Genomic DNA, 19,152 nt, shown 5'->3' with positions numbered 1-19,152 from the left:
GGTTGCCGTACAACAGGCTGTAGGTCGGCTCTTTGGACCACAACACGATGCCCACACCGGCGGCCACCGCGGCCGCGATGCCGATCAGCGTCGCCAGCGGCTTCAAGCCCGGCGGAATGAGCGTCGGGCGCTGTGGCTGCGACTGAGCCTGCGCCGGCGGCTGCGAAGCAGCCGGCTGCTGCCCGTTGGACGGCAACGGCAATGCAGATGCTTCAGCGCTCATGCTTCACTCCGAACGAACCCATCGCGATGCTTATTCCGTAATCCAAACCGATCGTTACTCATGGATGACTGCCGAATCAGATCGGCATATTCATAATCTCTTGGTACGCGTTCACGAAGCGATTGCGTACTTCGGCGACCGCGCGGAACGACACACTGGCCTTCTGCATTTCCAACATCACTTGCGACAGCTCGACGCCGGGCACGCCCTGCTCGAACTTGGTGGCCAGATCCGAAGCGCGCGCCTGCTGCTGGCTGACCGAATCCAGGCCTTGTTTCAAAACATTGGCGAAGGAGTTGGTCGGCGCCTGCACGGCGCCTTCCACGCCGGCCACTTTGGCGACGTCGTTCTGCGGAGCGCCGACGCCCTTGATCTGCGACTGCATGGCGCGGATCTGCGAAAGCACGGCGTCGATCTGTAACGAAGACATGAGTGCTTACCTCAAGCGGCCGGAACCACGAAGCCCGCTTCACGCAGGCGCTGTAACTTGTAACGCAAGGTGCGCGGGCTGATGCCGAGGCGCTTCGCGGCGGCCTGGCGATTGCCGCCATCCGAACGCAGCGCTTCCAGAATCAAATCGCGCTCGGCGCTCGACAGCGAGTCGGACAGACCGCCCTCCGCCGCGACGTTCTTACGCACGCTGTCAATAGAGATCGGACGCTGGGGTGCGCTCACGAAATCACGCACGGTCTGACTCGCAGCCGCCAACGCCGCCGGCAGCGCATCCAGACCTTCGATCTCGAGATGAATGTGCTCGGGTTGAATCACCGCGCCGTTGGCAAGAATCAGCGCACGCTGCATGACGTTGTCGAGCTCGCGCACGTTGCCCGGCCACGGATACAGCAACAACATATGAGCGGCATCGGCGCTGAGCGCCGGGATGCGCTCGCCAGCGCGGCAGCGAGCAGTCAGCAAACGCATCGCGAGCGGCAACACGTCATCGCGGCGCTCGCGCAGCGGCGAGGTCTGCAAAGGAAACACGTTCAAACGATAGTAAAGGTCTTCACGGAACCGACCTGCGTTCACTTCAGCGCGCAAATTGCGGTTCGTGGTCGCGAGCACGCGCACATCCAACGAAATGGACGAACGACCGCCCAGCCGCTCCACTTCGCGTTCCTGCAGAACGCGCAGCAGCTTGGCTTGCAGACCCAGCGGCATCTCGGTCACTTCGTCCAGCAATAACGTGCCGCCCTGCGCCTGCTCGAACTTGCCGGCGTGACTGGCGTGCGCGCCAGTGAAGGAGCCTTTCTCGTAGCCGAACAGAATGGCTTCGAGCATGTTTTCCGGGATCGCCGCGCAGTTCACCGCCACGAAGGCGCGATTGGCGCGAGGCGAATGACGATGAATGAAGCGCGCCAGCACTTCCTTGCCCGTGCCCGACTCGCCAGAGATCAGCACCGTGCAATCGCTGGCAGCGACGCGACGTGCGAGATCGGCAAGACGTCGCGACGTATCGGCGATCGCGACCATGTCATCGGAGGCCGAGAGCGGCGCGCGCTGCTCCGCCATCGCGGCGGCATCGCTGGCCTCTGCCTCGATGCTGTGGTCGTCGAAATCTATTTGTGACACTGCGCTCATTCCTGCGGATCTCTGTTTGCCGCTATAGAGGGAGCAAGTTTTGTTCCAGTGCCGCAACCGGTTGGGTTTGCCAGTGAATCCTGTGGAACCCATCACACCGGCAAGGGTTTGCCGCGGCAATCGCGATCATCGGGCTCGGGTTGAGCTCATCTGCGCCCCGCAGTGGGATCGGGGCGCGGGCCGCGTCCGTCAAAGTTCCGACGCGGCGGCTTCGTTGAGCATGTGGAACTTGCGCAGCTTTTCCACAAGTGTCGTACGTCTCAGTTTCAACAGGCGCGCGGCGTGAGCAACGGTGCCGCCTGCGCGGCTGAGCGCCTGCTGGATGAGATTCCGCTCGATAGTGAAGAGGTGATCGCGCAGGTCGATGCCATCAGGCGGCAACTGCACGACCGCGTCGGTGAGCTCGCTCGGCGCGAGCATGGACATCACCTCGCGCTCTTCGTCGATCGCCTCTTCCGCAGCTTCCAACTCCGCTTCGAGCGTCTCGACCGGCGCCTCCAGCTGGCCATTCAAGTCCAACTCGGCCAGCAGGTCGGCCGGGCGATACTTCAACGGCAGATCCGCCACGTCCACCAGCCGGTTCGGGCACAGGATGGACAGACGCTCGATCAGGTTGCCGAGCTCGCGCACGTTGCCGGGCCACGAATAGTGGCTCAGCACCTTCAGTGCGCGGGGACTCAGCTCCACGCGGCTGCGGCCTTCGGCGACATTGCGATCGGAGAAGTCGCGCACCAGCATCGGCAGGTCGTCGATGCGAGTCCGGAGCGACGGCATTTCAATGGGAAACACGTTCAACCGATAGAACAGGTCCTCGCGGAAGTTGCCTTTGGCGATGGCTTGCTCGAGGTTGCGGTGAGTGGCTGCGATGATGCGGACGTTGCAACGGATCGGAGTGTGATTTCCGACACGTTCGAACACCCGCTCCTGCAGGACGCGCAGCAGCTTCACTTGCATGGGCAGACTCATGTCGCCAATCTCGTCGAGGAACAGCGTGCCGCCCTCGGCGATCTCGAAGCGACCCTTGCGAGCCGCGATGGCCCCGGTGAAGGAGCCCTTCTCGTGGCCGAACAGTTCGCTCTCCAGCAACTCCGCGGGGATGGCGCCGCAGTTGATGGCGACGAACGGTCGCTGCCGACGAGGGCTCGCCTCGTGGACGGCGCGAGCCGCGAGCTCCTTACCGGTGCCCGACTCGCCCAGGATCAGCACGCTCGAATCGTGAGCGGCCACCTGGCGAATGAGGCGCGTCACATCGCGAATGGCGGCCGAGGCGCCCGTTGGCATGGCAACCTCGCCGATCTCGGCCTGTGCCGCTTGGGCAGGAATACGTAAAGCCGTGCCCAGCACCGACTGCTTGAACGGAAATGTGAGACGGCGCACACGCGGGCCGACCGCGGCGATCAATTGATCAGCGACCGCCGACGATCCGTAAGCCACGACCGGGATGTCGCTCAGCTGTTCGCGTAACGCGGCGCCGAGCTCGACCCAGTCACAATCCGCCACGTCGCCGACCAGCAGCGCGGGAGGATTGTTCGGCGTTTGAATCACGGCGCGCATCAGTGCGCAATGATCGATCAACAGCGGTTCGAGACTCAGTTCACGTAAAACTTCCGCGACTTTTTCTGCCCGTCCAGGATCGCTGTCGTACACGACGGCTTGCTGGATGGTCAGGCTTCTTGCCTGGGTGTCGTTCAAATTCATTAACTGCGCCTCGCGCCGAAGCCGAGTCTCTGGGATGCCTGGAGGCATTCTGTGCACAGTCATGAATGCCTCGTATCAGGCTCTCCCTGAACGCCTCACGTGCGTGAACTGCTGCCAGAAATTTGGCGGTGCGCTCAGGGATCCGCTGAGTAGACCATGGTGGCGACCGCAAAAAAATGTGCACTTGCGCGCACTTTTATCGCGCTGACGCAGCATCGACGAAGCGAGCAATTTTGACTCGCGCAAAACGCGTGCGACTTACGTCACATCGACCGCGTTCGAGGCTCTTGCGAACTCAACGAGTCGAGGCAGGCGGGTTTTACTTTTTCGGTTGCCGCACGCCCGCGACCTGACGGCGGTGTTTGCGGAAGGCGAGCTTCTCGAGCAGATCGGAGATGTGCTCGCCGGGAGGCACGAAGCGCACCTTGACCTTACCGTCAGGGCTTACCGAAGCGATGCGACCGAACAGGCGCAATGGCTCGGCTACGCAATCGCGCAGGAACACTTCGAACACACCCTGATTGCCGAGCGGCGGAAAAGGCGCATTGCCCTGGAACACTCCGCCCAAGGCGTTAAAGCGGACTGCGACCGGCTTGGGACGCGGACGGCTGGCGATCAGCAGCGCGCCGACCATGTCCAGCAACAGGTTCATTTTCATTTCCAGCCGCAGGATATCCGCGGCGTGGGGTGCGTTCTCGTCGGGCTTCTCGATCTGCCCGTGCTCGTCGAGCGCGGCCACCGCCTGCAGCACGCGCAGGTTGCGATCGGCGAAGCTCCCGACCATCGCGGGATCGAAAGGTTCGGGCAACGGCCTCCATGCCGCCGGCAACACGTCTTCGTAGGCCAGCTCTTCGTACAGAATGACCGTGTCTAGTCCTTCATACATAGCAGCTATCTGCTCTGTCGGAGCAGCTCCATCATGCTGTCCACCGCGGCCGAGCTGGGCGTGTCGGCCGCAGCCGCAACCGGTCCATGTGATGCCGGATTCAAGTTGAGCGTAACGTTAGCGGGGGCGATCTTGGCGACCGCTGCGTCCGATTCGGCCATCGCCTGCTGGAGCGCGCCCAGCCACTGGCGGTCCTGAGCTGACGCGGACGCCGACAGATTGTTGAGCAACTCGCGGCGCTCCTGCACCGTCTTCGGCACGTCCTGCCACTGGCCGGTCATGGCCTGCTGGACGAGCTTATGAGTGGCGGCCAGGACGCCATCGGCAATGATGGAGCTCATCTGTTACGTCCCTCCGGAGCGATCGCGATCCAGGCGCTGCGGATCTCGTGCAACAGCGAGCTGACTTCGTCGAGCATCTCGACTTTGTTCTCGGTGGTGGCGAGCAGCAGGCGGCGGCACATGTAATCGTACAGCTCGGCGAGGTTGGCGGCGATCTGTCCGCCATTGCGCAGATCGAGACTGTTGCGCAGCTCACCGACAATGGACACGGCGCGATTGATGAGGCGGGCCTTTTCGGAGGTCTCGTTCCGCTGCATGCAGCCGCGGGCCGTGGCAATGCGCTCCAGCGCGCCATCCAGCAACATCACGATCAAGCGATGCGGGTCCGAAGCCGCCACGCCACCATGCGCGGCTGCGCTCTGATAGGCGGCGAGATTCGAAGACTTTGCGTAACCCAGCATGTTTCAAGCGCTCCATCGATGCTTGGAGGGGATAACGGCGCTGGCGAGGGTTACTTGAGTGCCCGTGACCACAGCCTTAGGCCCGGTTTAGTCAGACGACCAGCTCGGCAGCGAATCGATCTGCTGAGTCAGGTACGCGGACGTGGCCGACAGGCTCGAGAGCAGCGTGTCCAGCCGGGTGAACTGTTTCAGATACGTCTGCTGCACGATCGACATGCGGACGTCGATATCGTCCTTCTTCTTCGTCAGCGCTTTCTGCTCTGCCTGCAGGCTCTTGTTGCGCGTATCGATGGCGGCGCCGTCGGCAAGACGAGCTTCGATCTGACCGTACAATTTCGCGGCCACACCCGTTTCGGGCGAGCCGAACAGGCGCGCCACGCCGTCGAAGTTGCTGTCCAGCGCGGCATCCAGCTTGGCGTCGTCGATGGTGAGCGTGCCGTCCTTCGCCGAAGACGTGATGCCGATGGACGCGAGCGTTTGCACACTCGCGCCAGCCTCGCCCACCGGCGTCGACAACGTGCGCCGGATCTCCGCATCGATGCCGGACAAAATCGAATCCCCCAACATCGGTCCTGCGGTCCCGCTCGCGGAGTCATAGCCGCCGAGGCGCGTCATCATGCTGCGCAGTGAGTTGTAAGCGGTCACGAAGGATTTGATCTTGTCCTTCGCCGCGGTCTCGTCGTAGCCCACGGTGACACTGACGGTCGTGTTGTCGGCGGCCGACTCAAGGTTCAACGTCACTCCGTCGATCGCGCCCGTGATGGTGTTGGTCGCGCTGGTCGTCGGATAACCGGCGATATTCACCAACGCGTCCTGCGCCGGGCGCAGCTGGGTGTAATTCGCCTGATTGGTGGGCGTGTACTCGAGCGCCGAGAGCGTGCCCGTCTGCGTCACTTGAATCGCGTTGGCAGCGCCCGTCTTCGTCGACGTGAGCACCAGGTGCGCGCCATCGGCGGCATTGATGATCGAGGCGCTGACGCCCGGATTGCTGCTGGACGAATTGATGGCATTGCGAATGTCGGCGAGCGTGTTGGCCGGGTCGGCGACACCGATGCTGAAACTGGCGCCGCCCAGCGAGATCGTCAGCGTGCCCGAGCCGACCACCGTGGTCGCGCCGCCGGCGAACCCCGTCGATGAAATCTGTTGCGCGGTCGCGAGGCGCTCGACTTCCACGTCGTAGCTGCCCGGCGCGGCATTGGCCGAGGCGGTCGCGGTCACGATGTCTTCATTGCCGCTCGTCGTGGAGCGGCCGCTGAACACGTTGGTGGTTTTCAGACCGTTCAACGCAGACTGGAACGAGGACAGCGCGCCGAGCAAGGCGCTGGTCGCGGAAATCTGCAGAGTATTCTTGGAAACAGCACGCGCCAGCTGATCGTCCAGCGGTTTGCGCTCGGCCGCCACCAGCTGGGACACCAGACTGTTCACGTCGATCGAAGAGCCGCCTACCACGCCTGTCATGTTCGTTCCTTCGTTGCGTTACTTGTTAGCGTGCGTCGCTTCGGCAGCCGCGGTCGGCTGCGGAAATGACGGCGAGCGGGGAGATCTTGCGATCTCCCCGCCCGCTTCGACCTGACTTGCGTCAAGCCTGCTCATCATTCACTCCATCGAGTGCTCATTAGCCGCGGAGCAGCGAGAGCACGTTCTGCGGAGCCGAGTTCGCCTGCGCGACCATCGCCGTACCCGCCTGCTGCAGGATCTGGGCCTTGGTCATGGCGGCCGTTTCAGCCGCGAAGTCCGCGTCCTGAATTCGGCTGCGCGAAGCAGTCAAGTTCTCAGCAGTGGTCTGCAGCGAGGCAACGACCGACGAGAAGCGGTTCTGAGTCGCACCGAGCGTTGCGCGCGCGCCGCTGATCTGGCTCAGCGCGGCGTCGATCGAGGCAAGCGCGTTACGCGCATTGTCAGAAGTCGTCACGTCGATGGCGCTGATGGCCGTGCCGGTCTGCGCGATCGTGTTCGCAGCAGTGCCAAGGCCAGTCACCGCCGAACCGCCGAAGGTGATCGACGTAACATCGTTCGGAGCGACGTAGGTCACGTCGAACGTCGCGGTGTGGGTGGTCAAACCACCCAGGCCGTAGGTGGCCAGGGTAGCGCCCGTGGCGCCGCCAGCGGCGAAGCCAGCGACCGAGATGTTACGACCGTCGGCAGCCGTCAGCTCGAGGCCCGCACCCGTGTCCACAGCGGTCACGCCCGTAGCAGCAGACTGCGCGTTGATCGCAGTCACCGCGTTGGCAACGTTCGAAGCGGAGCTGGCCGAGCCGGCGATCGTGATCTGAATGCCGTTGATGGTCAGCGTCGAGTTACCGCTCGCCGTAGCGGCGGCGCCCAGCGTGCCCGTGGCAGTCGTGGCGTCGGCATGCGCCGTCAAGCCCTGGATGCCCTGCGAGTTGATCGCGTTGACCAGCGCTTTCGTATCCGACAGCGTGGCGCCGCCAGCAACCGTCACTGCGCCGGCGCCGGTATCGACCGAGAAGGTGCCGCCGGTGGTGAGCGCCTGGTTGTTGGCCTGGAAACCGTTGAACGCACCGAGCGCGCTCGAACGCGCGTTGGCGATCGAAGAAACCGTGATCTGGTCGGTCGCGGTCGCGTTGGCGCCGACCTGGAAGGTCTGGGCCTGGAACGAACCGTCGAGCAGCTTCACGCCGTTGAAGGCAGAAGCCTGAGCGACGCGGTCGATTTCCTCGGCGAGCTGCTGCACTTCGGCGTTCAACGCAGCGCGGTCAGAAGCGCTGTTCGACGCGTTGGCGGACTGCACGGCGAGCTCGCGCATACGCTGCAGGTTGTTGCCGATCTGGGCGAGGTCGCCTTCGGCCGTCTGGGCGAGAGAGATACCGTCGTTCGCGTTACGAGCAGCGACCGTGAGGCCGTTGATCTGCGAGGTCAGGCGGTCGGAGATGGCGAGACCGGCGGCGTCGTCCTTCGCGCTGTTGATGCGCAGACCGGAAGACAGACGCTGCAGGGAGGTCGCCAACTGGTTGGCGGATGTCGACAGGTTACGCTGAGCGTTCAGCGACATCACGTTCGTGTTGATTACAAGTGCCATGAAACTAACTCCTGGTGATTACCTTGCCGCTGAACCCTTGTCCGTCGGCTTTGCATCTCAGCACTGACGGCGTGATGTGCGCCGGACTGCTGTTCGAGTCCTTTATCGGTGCGCTCTGAAGGAACTTGAGTGGGTGTTACCAGATCGATGCAAAGTGAGGACTGGGTCACGGACAGATGTTTACAGCGGCGTGCGCAAGGTTAAAAACCCTACGTCCCGGCCGCCCTGTGCATCAACGCAGGTAATTGAACAAGGACAGATTGGAGATCTTGCTGTAGGACATCTGCGCGGCCTGCAGGCCGACCAGTTGCTGATTCATCTGGGCGATGGCCTCGGCATAGTCGAGATCGCGTAGATCGGACAACGTGCTCTTCAGATCGATGTCCATGGCTTCGCGAGAAGAATCGACGGAATCGATGGTCGCGAGCCGCACGCCGACCTGCGCCCGAACGCCGAGGAAATGATCGGTGGCTTGATCCATCTGCTGCAGCGAGCCGCGCAGCGTCGAAGTGAGCTTGGCGTTCGCCGTGGAGTCGCCGGCCGGCATGTTGAGCAGATCGACCACCGCGCCGATGGTGTCGAAGATACTTTCGTTACGGCTCTGATTCACTTCGAACGTATCGCCCGTCGCCGGCACGCCGGTGATGGTGACGCTCACGCCATTGAATGTGATCGCAGCGCCGGACGTATACGTGCCGGTCTGCACCACGTTGGCGGGCGTCGCGCCGTCGGTGATTTCATAAGCGGTCGGCGACGTGAAGGTGATGGTGTAGTCATCCGGCACCCAGCTGGGACGATCCACCACCGAGCCGATGTCGATCATGCCCGAGCCGGTGTTGCTCATGTTGACGCCGGTGTCGAAGATGCCGTTGCCTTGTGGAATGTCCACGAACACTTCGAAGCCGTTGTGACTATCGGCGACGCGCTGAGTGGATGAGATCTGCAACTGCCGCGCGCCCTGATCGCCGACATAGCTGATGGGCGTGCCATCGCCGCCCGAGAACGGCTCGGTCCTGGTCGAATACCCCGAAAACAAATATTCGCCGTTGCCGTCCTGGCGATTGGCGATGGCCTGCAGCTCGTCCAGGCGCGCCGCAAGCTCGGTCGCGATCGACTCACGATCGACATCGCTCAGGGTCGCCGTGTTGCCCGCCTGGACTATCAGGTCGCGCACGCGCGACATCACATTGGTGGTGTCGACGAATGCCTGCTCTTCGAGGCTCAAACGGTTCTTCGCGAGCGTGCTGTTCTTCGCGAACTGCTCGGACTCGGACTGCGCGCGCTGCAGCTCCTGGATGTGCACGAAGGCGATGGGATCGTCGGCAGGCGTGGAGACACGCTGGCCGAGCGCGACCTGGTTCTGCAGCTTCGCGAGCGCGGACTGCTGCGTCATCATGGCGCTGATGGCGCCCATCGAAAACCCGAGCGTCGAAATACGCATGTTCGATTACCCGCCAGTGGCTTGGAGCACGGACTGGAAACAACTGTCCGCGACCCGGATCATTTGCGAGATGGCCATGTAGGCCTGCTGGAACCGCAACAGGTTGGCGGCTTCCTCGTCGAGGTTCACGCCGGACACCGCCTGCATGGCGCCCTCCGCCTCTTCCGCGACCACCTTCTGCGCGGCGGCTGTCACCTGCGCCTGGTTGGTCTTGACGCCGACGTCACCGACGAACTGACCGATCGCGGAAGACAACGACGTCGTGCCGTTGTTCAAGACCGGCTCGGACATGAGGCCGGCGAGCAGCAGCGCGTTGCGGTTATCGCCCGTGCCAGTGCTATTGTCGCGGACAGTAAATGAGTCCCCCGCCGCCGGCGTGCCGTTGATCTCCACGCGCCAGCCATTGGCGTCGATGTCGGCGCCGGGCGTGTACGTGTACACGGTCGGATCGCCGCTGATCTGATACGTCGTCGCGCTGGTGAATGTAATCGTCGCCGCCGTGCGCAGCGCCGGGTTGGTGGGATTCAACACCTCGCCCGCACTGATGGTGGCATTGCCCCGATTGCCCGCCGTGGGCTGCGCGACGATCGGCGCGGCAGCTGCGATTTCCGCAGGATCGTTGATCAACACCTGCATCGGGCTCACCGCGCCCGAGGTCGGTTTGATTTGCAAACTGTCGCCGACGTTCGCCGTGCCGCTGATCACGATGGACAAGCCATCGACCAGGAACGGATCGCCGGCCGTGCCCGTGCCCGTCATCGTGGCAGCCGTGCCATCACTGCGACGCACGGTCCAGCCGCCGGCAGTGTTAGTAAGAATGTAATCGCTGTTCGTCAGTGCACCGGTGTCCGTGCGAGTGACAGTAGCGCCAGCCGTGCCGGTATTGTTCGCGTGAGCACGCACGTCGACGCCGCCGACCGAGAAGAAGTCGCCGCCCATGTCGCCGTTCAGATCCATACCGGCGCGGTGCTGCTCGTTCATCACATCCGCCAGCGCGACACTCATGCGGCCGATGGTGTTGCGCGCGGGATCGAGCATTTCAGTGCGGAAACTCAGCAAGCCGCCCAACGTACCGCCGGCAATCGACCCAGTGATATCGATGGTGCCCACGCTCGACTGCACGGCGAGGCGCTTGCGAGTCGGATCGTATGGATCGCTGGTCGCGACCACGCGCGCCGGCTCGTCACCCACCACCAGCGGCTGCCCGTTGCCGATAAACACGTTCAGCTGATTGTCGTCGGTCTTGGTGACATTGACGTTCACGTGCGTCGACAGCTCGTCGATCAAGCGGTCGCGCTGATCGAGCAGGTCGTTCGGCGCCTGGCCGGTCTGCGCGTAGCCGCTGGCGATCTGTTTGTTCAACTCGGCGATGCCGCGGGCCAGCGAGCTGATGGTGTCGGCTTCGGTGGAAATAGAAGCATTCACCTGGCTGTCGAGGCTGCGCAGGCTGGAGTCGTAGCTCTTCAAGCGATCGACCAGCGTCTGCGCTTCGCTCAGCATCGTCTGGCGTGCCGCGATGGAGTTCGGCGAATCCGCCACGGCCTGCAGCGAATTCACGAACTTCTGCATGGACGCGCTCAGCCCCGTGGTCGAATCGCCAAACAGATTGCTGATACGCGCAGCCTGTGTCGCGTACGTGTTCGACTGGTTGTAAGCGCTGGCCGCGCTGCGGGACTGGCCTGCGAGGAAATTGTCATAAGCGCGATTGATCGCGGAAACATCCGCGCCGCTGCCCACCCAGTTGCCGCCGATGAACTGCGGGCTGCGGGTGGTGAAGTCCGGCAACTGCCGGCTGTAGCCAGGCGTGTTGGCGTTGGTGATGTTATGGCTGGTGACATCCAGCGCCCGCTGAAACGCGAGCAGGCCGGAGATACTGGTGTTCAGAAGGTCTGCCATGACTTCACTTTAATAGGCGGTTGCGACTCATCGAAGCTCAAAACCGACGCAGTCCGCCGCTATCGCCGTATGTCGGCGCGAGCGCGGCGAACTTTAAGGGTTCGACTGACGAGCTATTGGTAAGAGCGCGAACTTCGTCGGCGACGGCCACGATCTTCCGCGCGTAGTTCGGATCGGTGGCGTACCCACCTTCCTGCAATGCCGAGGCGAAGGTGGCCACATCGCCACCCGCGCCTCGGGCATTTTCATAACGGGGGTTGTTGCCGATCAGCCGGGCGTAGTCGTTGAAGCTGTCTGCCGGCGATGTGTAGGCACGGAAGCGTTCGACCTTGCGCACGGCCACGCCATCTTCGAACTCCAGCGTCGGCACATTCGCGGTCGCGCCTTCCCAGCTCGAACCCGCCTTGATGCCGAACAAGTTGAAGCTGCTCGAGCCGCTCGAGTGCGTCGGCACCGCTCGGCCCCAGCCCGTTTCCAGCGCGGCCTGCGCCACCAATGCGCTCGGATCGACACCCAGCGCGCTGCCAGCACGCTGCGCGTGCGGCCACATCATGCGAACGAAATCTTCCTTGGACTGCGCCAGCGGCTGATGATCGGCGCTGTTAGAAACATTCTTTGTCGCCGCCGGGAAAGTGGCGTTCGACGCGTCCTGCGTCGTGGCCGGACTCTGCGCCATCCCTGCCTGCGTCAGCTGACGGACCAGCACGTCGGCCAGACCGAGGCCCTTGCCTTTCGACAGCTCCAGCGCGATCTGGTCGTCGAACATGTCCTGATAGAAGTCGCCTTGCGAGCTGGAAAGCATCGAGCCTTCGCTGAAGCTGCGATTCGCGTCGCGCATGCTCTTCAGCATCATCTGCGTGAACAGGCTTTCGAACTGCTTGGCCGCTTCCTTCAGCGTCGCCGCGTCCTGCTTGCTGACCGCGTCAGTGCGCAGCGACGCCAGGGCGGCGAAGTCGAACGAGCTGTTGATCGGTGCTGTCATCGTCTTATCCGGAGGAGCGCCTTCAGATGACGATCAGCTCGGCGCGCAGCGCGCCCGCTTCTTTCAGCGCTTCGAGAATCGCGACCAGGTCGCCCGGGGCCGCGCCCACCTGGTTCACGGCGCGCACGATCTCATCGAGGTTCACACCCGCATTGAAGACGAACATGCGCGCTTCCGGCTGCTCGACTTTGAGTTCCGAACGCGGCGTCACGACGGTCTGACCATCCGAGAACGGGTTTGGCTGGCTCACATCGTTGCGCTCGGTAATCGTCACAGACAGCGAGCCGTGAGCAACGGCCGCCGGAGTGACACGCACGGCCGAGCCGATGACGACAGTGCCAGTACGCGAATTCACAATCACGCGGGCCGGAGCTTCGCCGGGTTGAACTTCGATTGCTTCCAGCGTCGAGAGATAAGCGATGCGCTGGCTCGGATCCGTCGGCGCCTGCACACGCACGGACACCGCATCGATGGCGCGAGCCGTATCTGGACCCAGCATTTGATTGATGCCATCGGTCAGACGAGCAGCCGTCGTGAAGTCCGGCGTGTTGAGATTCAGAGTGACATAGGGCTCGCTCGCGAAATTATTCGGAACCGAGCGTTCCACCGTCGCGCCGTTCGGGACACGTCCCGAGCTCGGCACGTTGACTGAAATACGTGAGCCGTCCTTGCCCTGCACGCCGAAGCCGCTGACGACCAGGCTGCCCTGACCGATCGCATACACCTCGCCGTCGATACCTCGCAGCGGCGTCATCAACAAGCTGCCGCCGCGCAAGCTGGTCGCATTGCCGATGGAATCGACGGTGATATCGATGGTCTGGCCGGGTTTGGAGAACGCCGGGAGGTCGGCGCGCACGGTGACGGCGGCAACGTTCTTCAACTGCGGATTCACGTTGGCCGGGATCGTCACGCCGAACTTCGCCAGCATGTTACGAATGCTTTGAATGGTGAACGGCGCCTGGCTGGTCTGATCGCCCGTGCCATCGAGGCCCACCACCAGACCGTAGCCCACGAGCTGGTTGCCGCGTACGCCGGCCACCGACGCCAGATCTTTGACGCGCTCGGCCTGCGCCGGCGCGACAAACATCGCGGCAACGCTGAGGGCGGCAAGTATCTTTGTGAGCTTCATCACGCTATCGATCCGTATGGGCGCCGTAAATCAGAACGGCAACCAGGGAACATTGAAGAATCGTGCCAACAGGCCCGGCGTGGCCGCGTCGTTGACCGCGCCCTTGCCGCCATACGCGATCTGCGCGTCGGCGACCTTCAAAGATGAGATGGAGTTATCAGGATCGATGTCGATGGGACGCACGATGCCCTGGATGCGCACGTACTCGCGGCCCTGATTGATTGTGATCCATTTCTGGCCCCTGACCAGAAGATTGCCGTTCGGCAGCCGCTGGGCGACCGTGACTGTGATGTCTCCCTCGAGTCGGTTGCTTTGGGCGCTGTCCCCTTCGCCCGCGAACTGGGAGCTGTTGTCGACCGACATGTTCAGGATCTCGGTGCCGTTCGCGGTCACCGGCCGGCCGGCAATGGTCGGCCCTGGCATCTCGACGGTCGTGGACTTGCTGGTCGACGTGCTCGAGCTCTTCTGCGCGTTGGTGCGCTCGTTGAGTCGAATGGTCAGTGTGTCGCCGACGCGGCGCGCCACCGCGTTCTCGAACAACGCGATGTCGTGACCGACTTGATAGATCGCGCCATTCGCATGTTCCTGCGTGGGCGCCGGCTCGGGCCAGGTGGCCGAGTAGTCAGGTTCTTTCGGAGGCGTCACGCAGCCGCTGAGGGCGAATGCGGCCGCGACGGTCACGAACAAATTACGCATGATCATCGCTCAGTGACTTCAGAGTTGGTTCGTGAGGTACGACAACATCTGATCCGTGGTCGAGATGGCTTTCGAGTTCATCTCGTAGGCGCGCTGGGTTTCGATCATGTTCACCAGCTCCTCCACCACGTTGACGTTGGACGCTTCCAGCGAGCCCTGCTCGATGAGGCCCAGGCCGTTCAAGCCGGGCGTGCCGGTCTGCGGCGTGCCGCTCGCGGCGGACTCGACCAGAATGTTTTCACCGCGCGGCTGCAGGCCCGAGGGGTTGATGAAATCGACCAGCTGCAACGTGCCGACCTGCGTCGGCGCGGCGTCGCCGTCCATCTTCACGGTGACCACGCCGTCCTTGCCGATAGTGATCGACTGCGCGCCGTCGGGAATCGTGATGCCCGGCTGCAAGCGATAACCGCTGGCAGTCACGAGCTCACCCTGCGGACTGATGTCGAAGTTGCCGTCGCGCGTGTAGCCCATCGTGCCGTCCGGCAGCAGGATCTGGAAGAAGCCACGGCCACTCACGGCGACGTCGAGGCTGTTGCCCGTGGTCTGCATGTTGCCTTGGGTGTACTGCTTCTCCGTCGCGAGGACGCGCACGCCGGTGCCGAGCGACAAGCCGGTCGGAGCGACGGTGTCTTGAGAGGTCGAGCCGCCGACCTGACGCACGTTCTGATACAGCAGGTCCTCGAACACGGCGCGGCTTTTCTTGTAGCCAGTGGTGTTGACGTTAGCGAGGTTGTTGGAGGTGACGGACATGCGCGTCTGCTGCGCGTCGAGTCCGGTTTTGGCGGCCCAGAGTGCTGGATTCATGACGATTACCCGAAGTGATTAATAACTAATGACTGGTGCTAGACGCCGCCGCGCAGCAGCTGCGCCGAAGTCGCAGCGTTCTCTTCAGCGGTGCGCATCGCCTTCACTTGCAGATCGAAGCGACGCGCCAGCTCGATCATGTTGACCATGGCATCTGCGGTGTTGACGTTGCTGGCCTCGAGCGAACCGGTGACGAGCTTCACGCTCGCGTCCGCCGGCAAGTCGGCGCCGTTGGCCGCGCGGAACAAACCATCCTCGCCGCGAACCATTTCTGCATCCGGCGGATTCACCAGCTTGATGCGACCGACCATCGCCGTGGTCTCCGCGCCCTGACCCAAAGGAATGACGGAGATCGTGCCGTCAGCGCCGATGGTCGCCGACATGTTCGGCGGCACGCTGATGGGGCCACCCTCGCCCATCACTTGCAGACCATTGCCTGTCAGCAGCATGCCGTTGGGATCGACGTGCAAATCGCCGGCGCGCGTGTACGCCTCGCGACCGTCCTTGCCCAGCACCGCAATCCAACCCGGACCGTCGATGCCGACGTCCAACTCGCGACCCGTGGCGATCAACGCACCCTGGGTCGGATCCCAACCCGTGGTCGAGTTGGTCGCGTACGCACGCGAGGCATATCCCGAACCGGCCACGGCGCGTGTTTGAAACGCGCTCATGTCGGCGCGAAAACCGGTCGTGCTCGCGTTGGCGAGGTTGTGGTTGTTCGCGGTCTGGGCGCGCAAGGTCTCCTTGGCGCCCGACATCGAGATATAAAGAAAGCGATCCATTAGTTACTCGATCTCACCTGGCGGTGAGTTAGCGAATATTGATAATCGTCTGAGTGATCTGGTCGGCCGTCGAAATCATCTGCGAGTTGGCCTGGAAGTTACGCTGCGCGGTGATCATGTTGACCAGCTGCGCGGTGATGTCCACGTTCGACGCTTCCAGCGCGCCCGACTGGATCAGACCGAAACCGGAGTTGCCGGCCTGGCCGTTCAACGGCTGACCGGAAGCAAACGTCTGCGCCCAGGTGGTGTCGCCCAACTGCTGCAGGCCCTGCGGATTCTGGAAGTTCGCGATCGCCACCTGGCCGAGCTGGGTCGACTGACCGTTGGTGAAGCGAGCCTGCACCACGCCGGTGGAATCGATGTCGATGCCGATCAGGCGGCCGGTGGTGTAACCGTCCTGCGTGATCGAGGTCATCGTGAACGTATCGCCGTACTGCGTCGTGTTGCTCAGATCGAGCGTGATATTCATCGGCGCCGCGCCGGTCGAAAGGCCCGCCGCCGCATCGTAAGTCGGCAGCACGAACTGGCCGTTAGCCGGCGTCGTGAGATTGCCGTTCTGGTCGTAGACCAGGTGCTGCGTGCCGCTCGGGTTGCCGTCGATGGTGACGTGAATGTCCCATTCGTTGGTCGCCGTCTTCACGTAGTACATGCTGGCGGTGTGGGCCGCGCCGAGCGAGTCGTACACGGTCATCGAGCGGGCCGTGTTGTAGCTGGTCTCGTTAGTGGCATCGAAGGGCGTCGTCGTCGGCACGGTAGCGGCGGACGGCAGATTGAACACCGTCTCGACTTCCGTCGTCGCTGCCGGGGAGCTCTCGGTCGTCACCAGGCGCAGATCGCTCATGGTGCTGGTGTTGAAGTTGCCGGTGGCCGACGGCGGATACACCTGCAAGCGCTGGCCCTGGCTGTTCACGACATAGCCGTCGTTATCGGGACGGAACGCGCCTGCGCGGCTGTACACCGTCGAGCCGCCGTCGCTGAGCACGAAGAAGCCCTGGCCGCTGAGCGCCAGGTCCATGCTGTTGTTGGTGGTGTTGATGTTGCCCTGGGTGAACTGCTGCGACACCGATGCCACCTTCACGCCGTTGCCAGTCGCGTTGCGGTTGACGCCATACGGAGAGACAGCGAACAAATCGGCGAACTCGGCGCGCGACTGTTTGAAGCCGGTCGTCGAAGAGTTGGCGATGTTGTTGGCGGTGACATTCAAGTCCTGTTGAGCCGCATTGAGACCGCTGAGCGCGATGCCGAATGACATGGAAGATGCTCCTGAATAAACCGTTGAATCGAGTGTTCGTTACTGGCCGTTATTGCACGCGGCGCACGTTGGCCATGGCGACCGGGCCGAGCGCGGCAGTATTCAAAGTGAGATTGGTGCCGGTGGCGTCGAGGCTGACGCTGGACACGCGGCCCGCCATCAGCACCTCGAGCGATCCGGTCTCGCCGCCCACGGTGGCGACGGCTTCGATGTCGTATGTGTCGGACTCGGCCGGCGTGCCATCGTTATGCAGGCCGTCCCAGGTGAAGTTCTGCACGCCCTCGGCGGTCTCCAGCTGGATCTCACGGACCACGGCGCCGGTCGAGTCGGTGATGCGCAGCTGCAGAGAAGTCGTGCCGGCGGGAACTTCGATCTGGCCGGTGACGGTGCCGCCCTGGGTGTGATCGAAGCTGGCCGCCGATACGAGAACGTCGCGGCCGATCATCGTCGCGCCGTTCAACGTTTGCGTGGAGCGCAGCGAGGCGGCCAATGTTTCCAGCGAGGTCTGCATCTCCTGCACGCCGGACACGGTGCCGAAGGTGGCGAGCTGCGAAATGAACTCGGTGCCTTCCAGCGGCTTGAGCGGATCCTGGTTGCGCAGCTGCGCCGTCATCAACGTCAAGAACGAATCGATGCCGAGGGTTTGATCCTTCTTGGCTTGCGCTTCGGCGGTGGCCTGCGCTTGCGCGGCCCAGTTCTGGATCGGATCGGTGGTCACGGTCATAGCTACTCCGGATATCCTTTCGATTACGAGCCGAGCCGCAGCGTGGCCAGCATCATTTCCTTGGCGGTGTTCATCACTTCGACGTTGTTCTGGTACGAGCGCGAGGCGGAGATCATGTCGACCATCTCTTCGACGGAGTTCACGTTCGGCGCGTACACATAACCGTTGGCGTCGGCCAGCGGATTGCCGGGCTCGTAGCGGGCCGTCGGCGGCGCCTGGTTCTCGAAAATGCCTTTGACGGCGACGCCGGAGCTGGTCGCATCCTTGCCGAGGCCGGTGCGAATCGCTTCGAACAACGGATGCTTGGCCTTGTAGACCTGATTCGGATCGCTGCTGACGCTGTCGGCGTTGGCGAGGTTGCTGGCCGTGGTGTTGAGGCGCACGGACTGCGCGCTCATGCCGGAGCCGGCGATGTTGAAGATGTTGAAAGAGGACATGGATCGTTACCTCTTATTACTGGCCGGTGATGGCCGTCATGAGGCCGCGGAACTTCGAATTCAGGAACTGCAGTGTCGCTTGATAGCGAACGGTGTTCTCCGCGAACGCCGCCTGCTCTAATTGAGCATCGACGGTGTTGCCGTCGAGCGAGGGCGCGAGCGGTGTCCGATATTTCAGTTCGGGGGCCGGTGCGCCGTTAACTTGTTTGGCGCCGATGTGACCAGCGTTCGTGGTCTGCAGCTGCACGCCAGGCCTGGCGTTGCCACTGGCCTGCGCGAGCGCGCTTTTGAAATCGATGTCACGGGCGCGATAGCCCGGCGTGTCGGCGTTAGCGAGATTCGCCGCGAGCAGCTCGGTGCGTTGTGAACGCAAGTTCAACGCTTGCGCATGCACTCCGAGATGTTTGTCGATTGGGCTCGTCATCACTGCATCCGTCAGAAAACTGTCTGCGAATGTAGTTAGCAACTCGCGTGCCAGAAGCTTGCAACCCGCGCCGTTGCTCGCTCCAACCCGGGCTTCGAACGTGAGAAAACAAAAATCTCGCGACGTGGTTCACGCGCCAGCGGCAAACGTTTGCCGGCCGGCAGAGGAAGTTGATGTGAGACGTCGATCCGGTCGCGCCGCTCGGAATCAGAGGCTTCGGTGGCCTCGCGCCGCCTTTGAAGAAGAGGCGTCGGTGGCTTGCGCCGTCCGAGGTGACCTCCCTCCTTCCGGCACCGTGCTCCCCCTCAGTCGCGCTATCGCGCGACGTCGTCGGGTCCCGTCCCTGGGCGCACTTTGCCGAAAAGGTCCCTCTTTCTCGACAATGCCGGAAGAAGGGAGGTCACCTCGAACGTCGCCT

Annotated in this window: 20 protein-coding genes; all 20 read right to left on the bottom strand. The window is 63.0% G+C overall.

Translation table 11 applies throughout. The features are described 5' to 3' along the window. On the bottom strand, nt 1-223 hold a 223-nt coding region (locus VGD45_RS26855; RefSeq protein ID WP_331158469.1), incomplete at its 3' end, for a hypothetical protein. 76 nt (nt 224-299) lie between these two features. Next, nucleotides 300-653: a flagellar hook-basal body complex protein FliE gene (fliE, locus tag VGD45_RS26850; RefSeq protein WP_331158468.1), complete on the bottom strand. Its 354-nt coding sequence runs from the start codon at nt 651-653 to the stop codon at nt 300-302. Between the two features lie 11 nt (nt 654-664). Beyond that, a complete protein-coding gene (locus tag VGD45_RS26845) occupies nt 665-1,732 on the bottom strand; it encodes a sigma-54 dependent transcriptional regulator (RefSeq protein WP_349263379.1) in 1,068 nt (355 codons plus the stop codon). A 258-nt stretch (nt 1,733-1,990) separates the two neighbouring features. Then, nucleotides 1,991-3,499 carry a sigma-54 dependent transcriptional regulator gene (locus VGD45_RS26840; protein ID WP_331158466.1) on the bottom strand — a complete coding sequence of 503 codons (1,509 nt, stop codon included), beginning with the start codon at nt 3,497-3,499 and terminating at the stop codon, nt 1,991-1,993. Nucleotides 3,500-3,818: 319 nt separating this feature from the next. Then, nucleotides 3,819-4,385: a PilZ domain-containing protein gene (locus VGD45_RS26835; protein WP_203170482.1), complete on the bottom strand. Its 567-nt coding sequence runs from the start codon at nt 4,383-4,385 to the stop codon at nt 3,819-3,821. Between the two features lie 5 nt (nt 4,386-4,390). After that, nucleotides 4,391-4,726, bottom strand: a complete 336-nt coding sequence (locus VGD45_RS26830) for a hypothetical protein (RefSeq protein ID WP_331158465.1) — start codon at nt 4,724-4,726, stop codon at nt 4,391-4,393. Then, nucleotides 4,723-5,127, bottom strand: coding sequence for a flagellar export chaperone FliS (gene fliS, locus VGD45_RS26825; protein ID WP_331158464.1), 405 nt, complete (start codon nt 5,125-5,127; stop codon nt 4,723-4,725). Before fliS ends, VGD45_RS26830 begins: the two co-directional genes overlap by 4 nt. Before the next feature lie 87 nt (nt 5,128-5,214). Next, a complete protein-coding gene (gene fliD / locus VGD45_RS26820; RefSeq protein WP_331158463.1) occupies nt 5,215-6,585 on the bottom strand; it encodes a flagellar filament capping protein FliD in 1,371 nt (456 codons plus the stop codon). A 157-nt stretch (nt 6,586-6,742) separates the two neighbouring features. After that, the gene (locus VGD45_RS26815; protein ID WP_331158462.1) at nt 6,743-8,167 is read right to left on the bottom strand and encodes a flagellin; all 1,425 of its coding nucleotides are present in this window, start codon (nt 8,165-8,167) and stop codon (nt 6,743-6,745) included. Nucleotides 8,168-8,399: 232 nt separating this feature from the next. Continuing rightward, nucleotides 8,400-9,608 (bottom strand): flagellar hook-associated protein FlgL, encoded by a 1,209-nt coding sequence (gene flgL / locus VGD45_RS26810; protein ID WP_331158461.1) that lies wholly within the window; start codon nt 9,606-9,608, stop codon nt 8,400-8,402. A gap of 6 nt (nt 9,609-9,614) precedes the next feature. Further along, nucleotides 9,615-11,504 carry a flagellar hook-associated protein FlgK gene (flgK, locus tag VGD45_RS26805; protein ID WP_331158460.1) on the bottom strand — a complete coding sequence of 630 codons (1,890 nt, stop codon included), beginning with the start codon at nt 11,502-11,504 and terminating at the stop codon, nt 9,615-9,617. A gap of 37 nt (nt 11,505-11,541) precedes the next feature. Continuing rightward, nucleotides 11,542-12,486, bottom strand: coding sequence for a flagellar assembly peptidoglycan hydrolase FlgJ (gene flgJ / locus VGD45_RS26800; protein WP_331158459.1), 945 nt, complete (start codon nt 12,484-12,486; stop codon nt 11,542-11,544). A gap of 22 nt (nt 12,487-12,508) precedes the next feature. Beyond that, entirely contained in the window at nt 12,509-13,615 is a 1,107-nt protein-coding gene (locus VGD45_RS26795) for a flagellar basal body P-ring protein FlgI (protein WP_331158470.1), read from the bottom strand. 30 nt (nt 13,616-13,645) lie between these two features. Beyond that, nucleotides 13,646-14,311 carry a flagellar basal body L-ring protein FlgH gene (gene flgH / locus VGD45_RS26790; RefSeq protein ID WP_331158458.1) on the bottom strand — a complete coding sequence of 222 codons (666 nt, stop codon included), beginning with the start codon at nt 14,309-14,311 and terminating at the stop codon, nt 13,646-13,648. Nucleotides 14,312-14,329: 18 nt separating this feature from the next. Further along, on the bottom strand, nt 14,330-15,115 hold the full coding sequence (gene flgG / locus VGD45_RS26785; protein WP_331158457.1) for a flagellar basal-body rod protein FlgG: 786 nt from the start codon (nt 15,113-15,115) through the stop codon (nt 14,330-14,332). A 38-nt stretch (nt 15,116-15,153) separates the two neighbouring features. Next, a complete protein-coding gene (flgF, locus tag VGD45_RS26780) occupies nt 15,154-15,897 on the bottom strand; it encodes a flagellar basal-body rod protein FlgF (RefSeq protein WP_331158456.1) in 744 nt (247 codons plus the stop codon). A gap of 28 nt (nt 15,898-15,925) precedes the next feature. Then, the gene (gene flgE, locus VGD45_RS26775) at nt 15,926-17,149 is read right to left on the bottom strand and encodes a flagellar hook protein FlgE (RefSeq protein ID WP_331158455.1); all 1,224 of its coding nucleotides are present in this window, start codon (nt 17,147-17,149) and stop codon (nt 15,926-15,928) included. 49 nt (nt 17,150-17,198) lie between these two features. Then, nucleotides 17,199-17,873, bottom strand: a complete 675-nt coding sequence (locus VGD45_RS26770) for a flagellar hook assembly protein FlgD (protein WP_331158454.1) — start codon at nt 17,871-17,873, stop codon at nt 17,199-17,201. A 23-nt stretch (nt 17,874-17,896) separates the two neighbouring features. Next, the gene (gene flgC, locus VGD45_RS26765; protein WP_331158453.1) at nt 17,897-18,310 is read right to left on the bottom strand and encodes a flagellar basal body rod protein FlgC; all 414 of its coding nucleotides are present in this window, start codon (nt 18,308-18,310) and stop codon (nt 17,897-17,899) included. A gap of 16 nt (nt 18,311-18,326) precedes the next feature. Beyond that, on the bottom strand, nt 18,327-18,734 hold the full coding sequence (gene flgB, locus VGD45_RS26760) for a flagellar basal body rod protein FlgB (RefSeq protein WP_331158452.1): 408 nt from the start codon (nt 18,732-18,734) through the stop codon (nt 18,327-18,329). Between the last annotated feature and the right edge of the window lie 418 nt (nt 18,735-19,152).

Source organism: Steroidobacter sp., from assembly GCF_036402275.1.
Classification (GTDB): domain Bacteria; phylum Pseudomonadota; class Gammaproteobacteria; order Steroidobacterales; family Steroidobacteraceae; genus Steroidobacter.
This window is presented reverse-complemented; position numbering and strand designations above follow the sequence as displayed.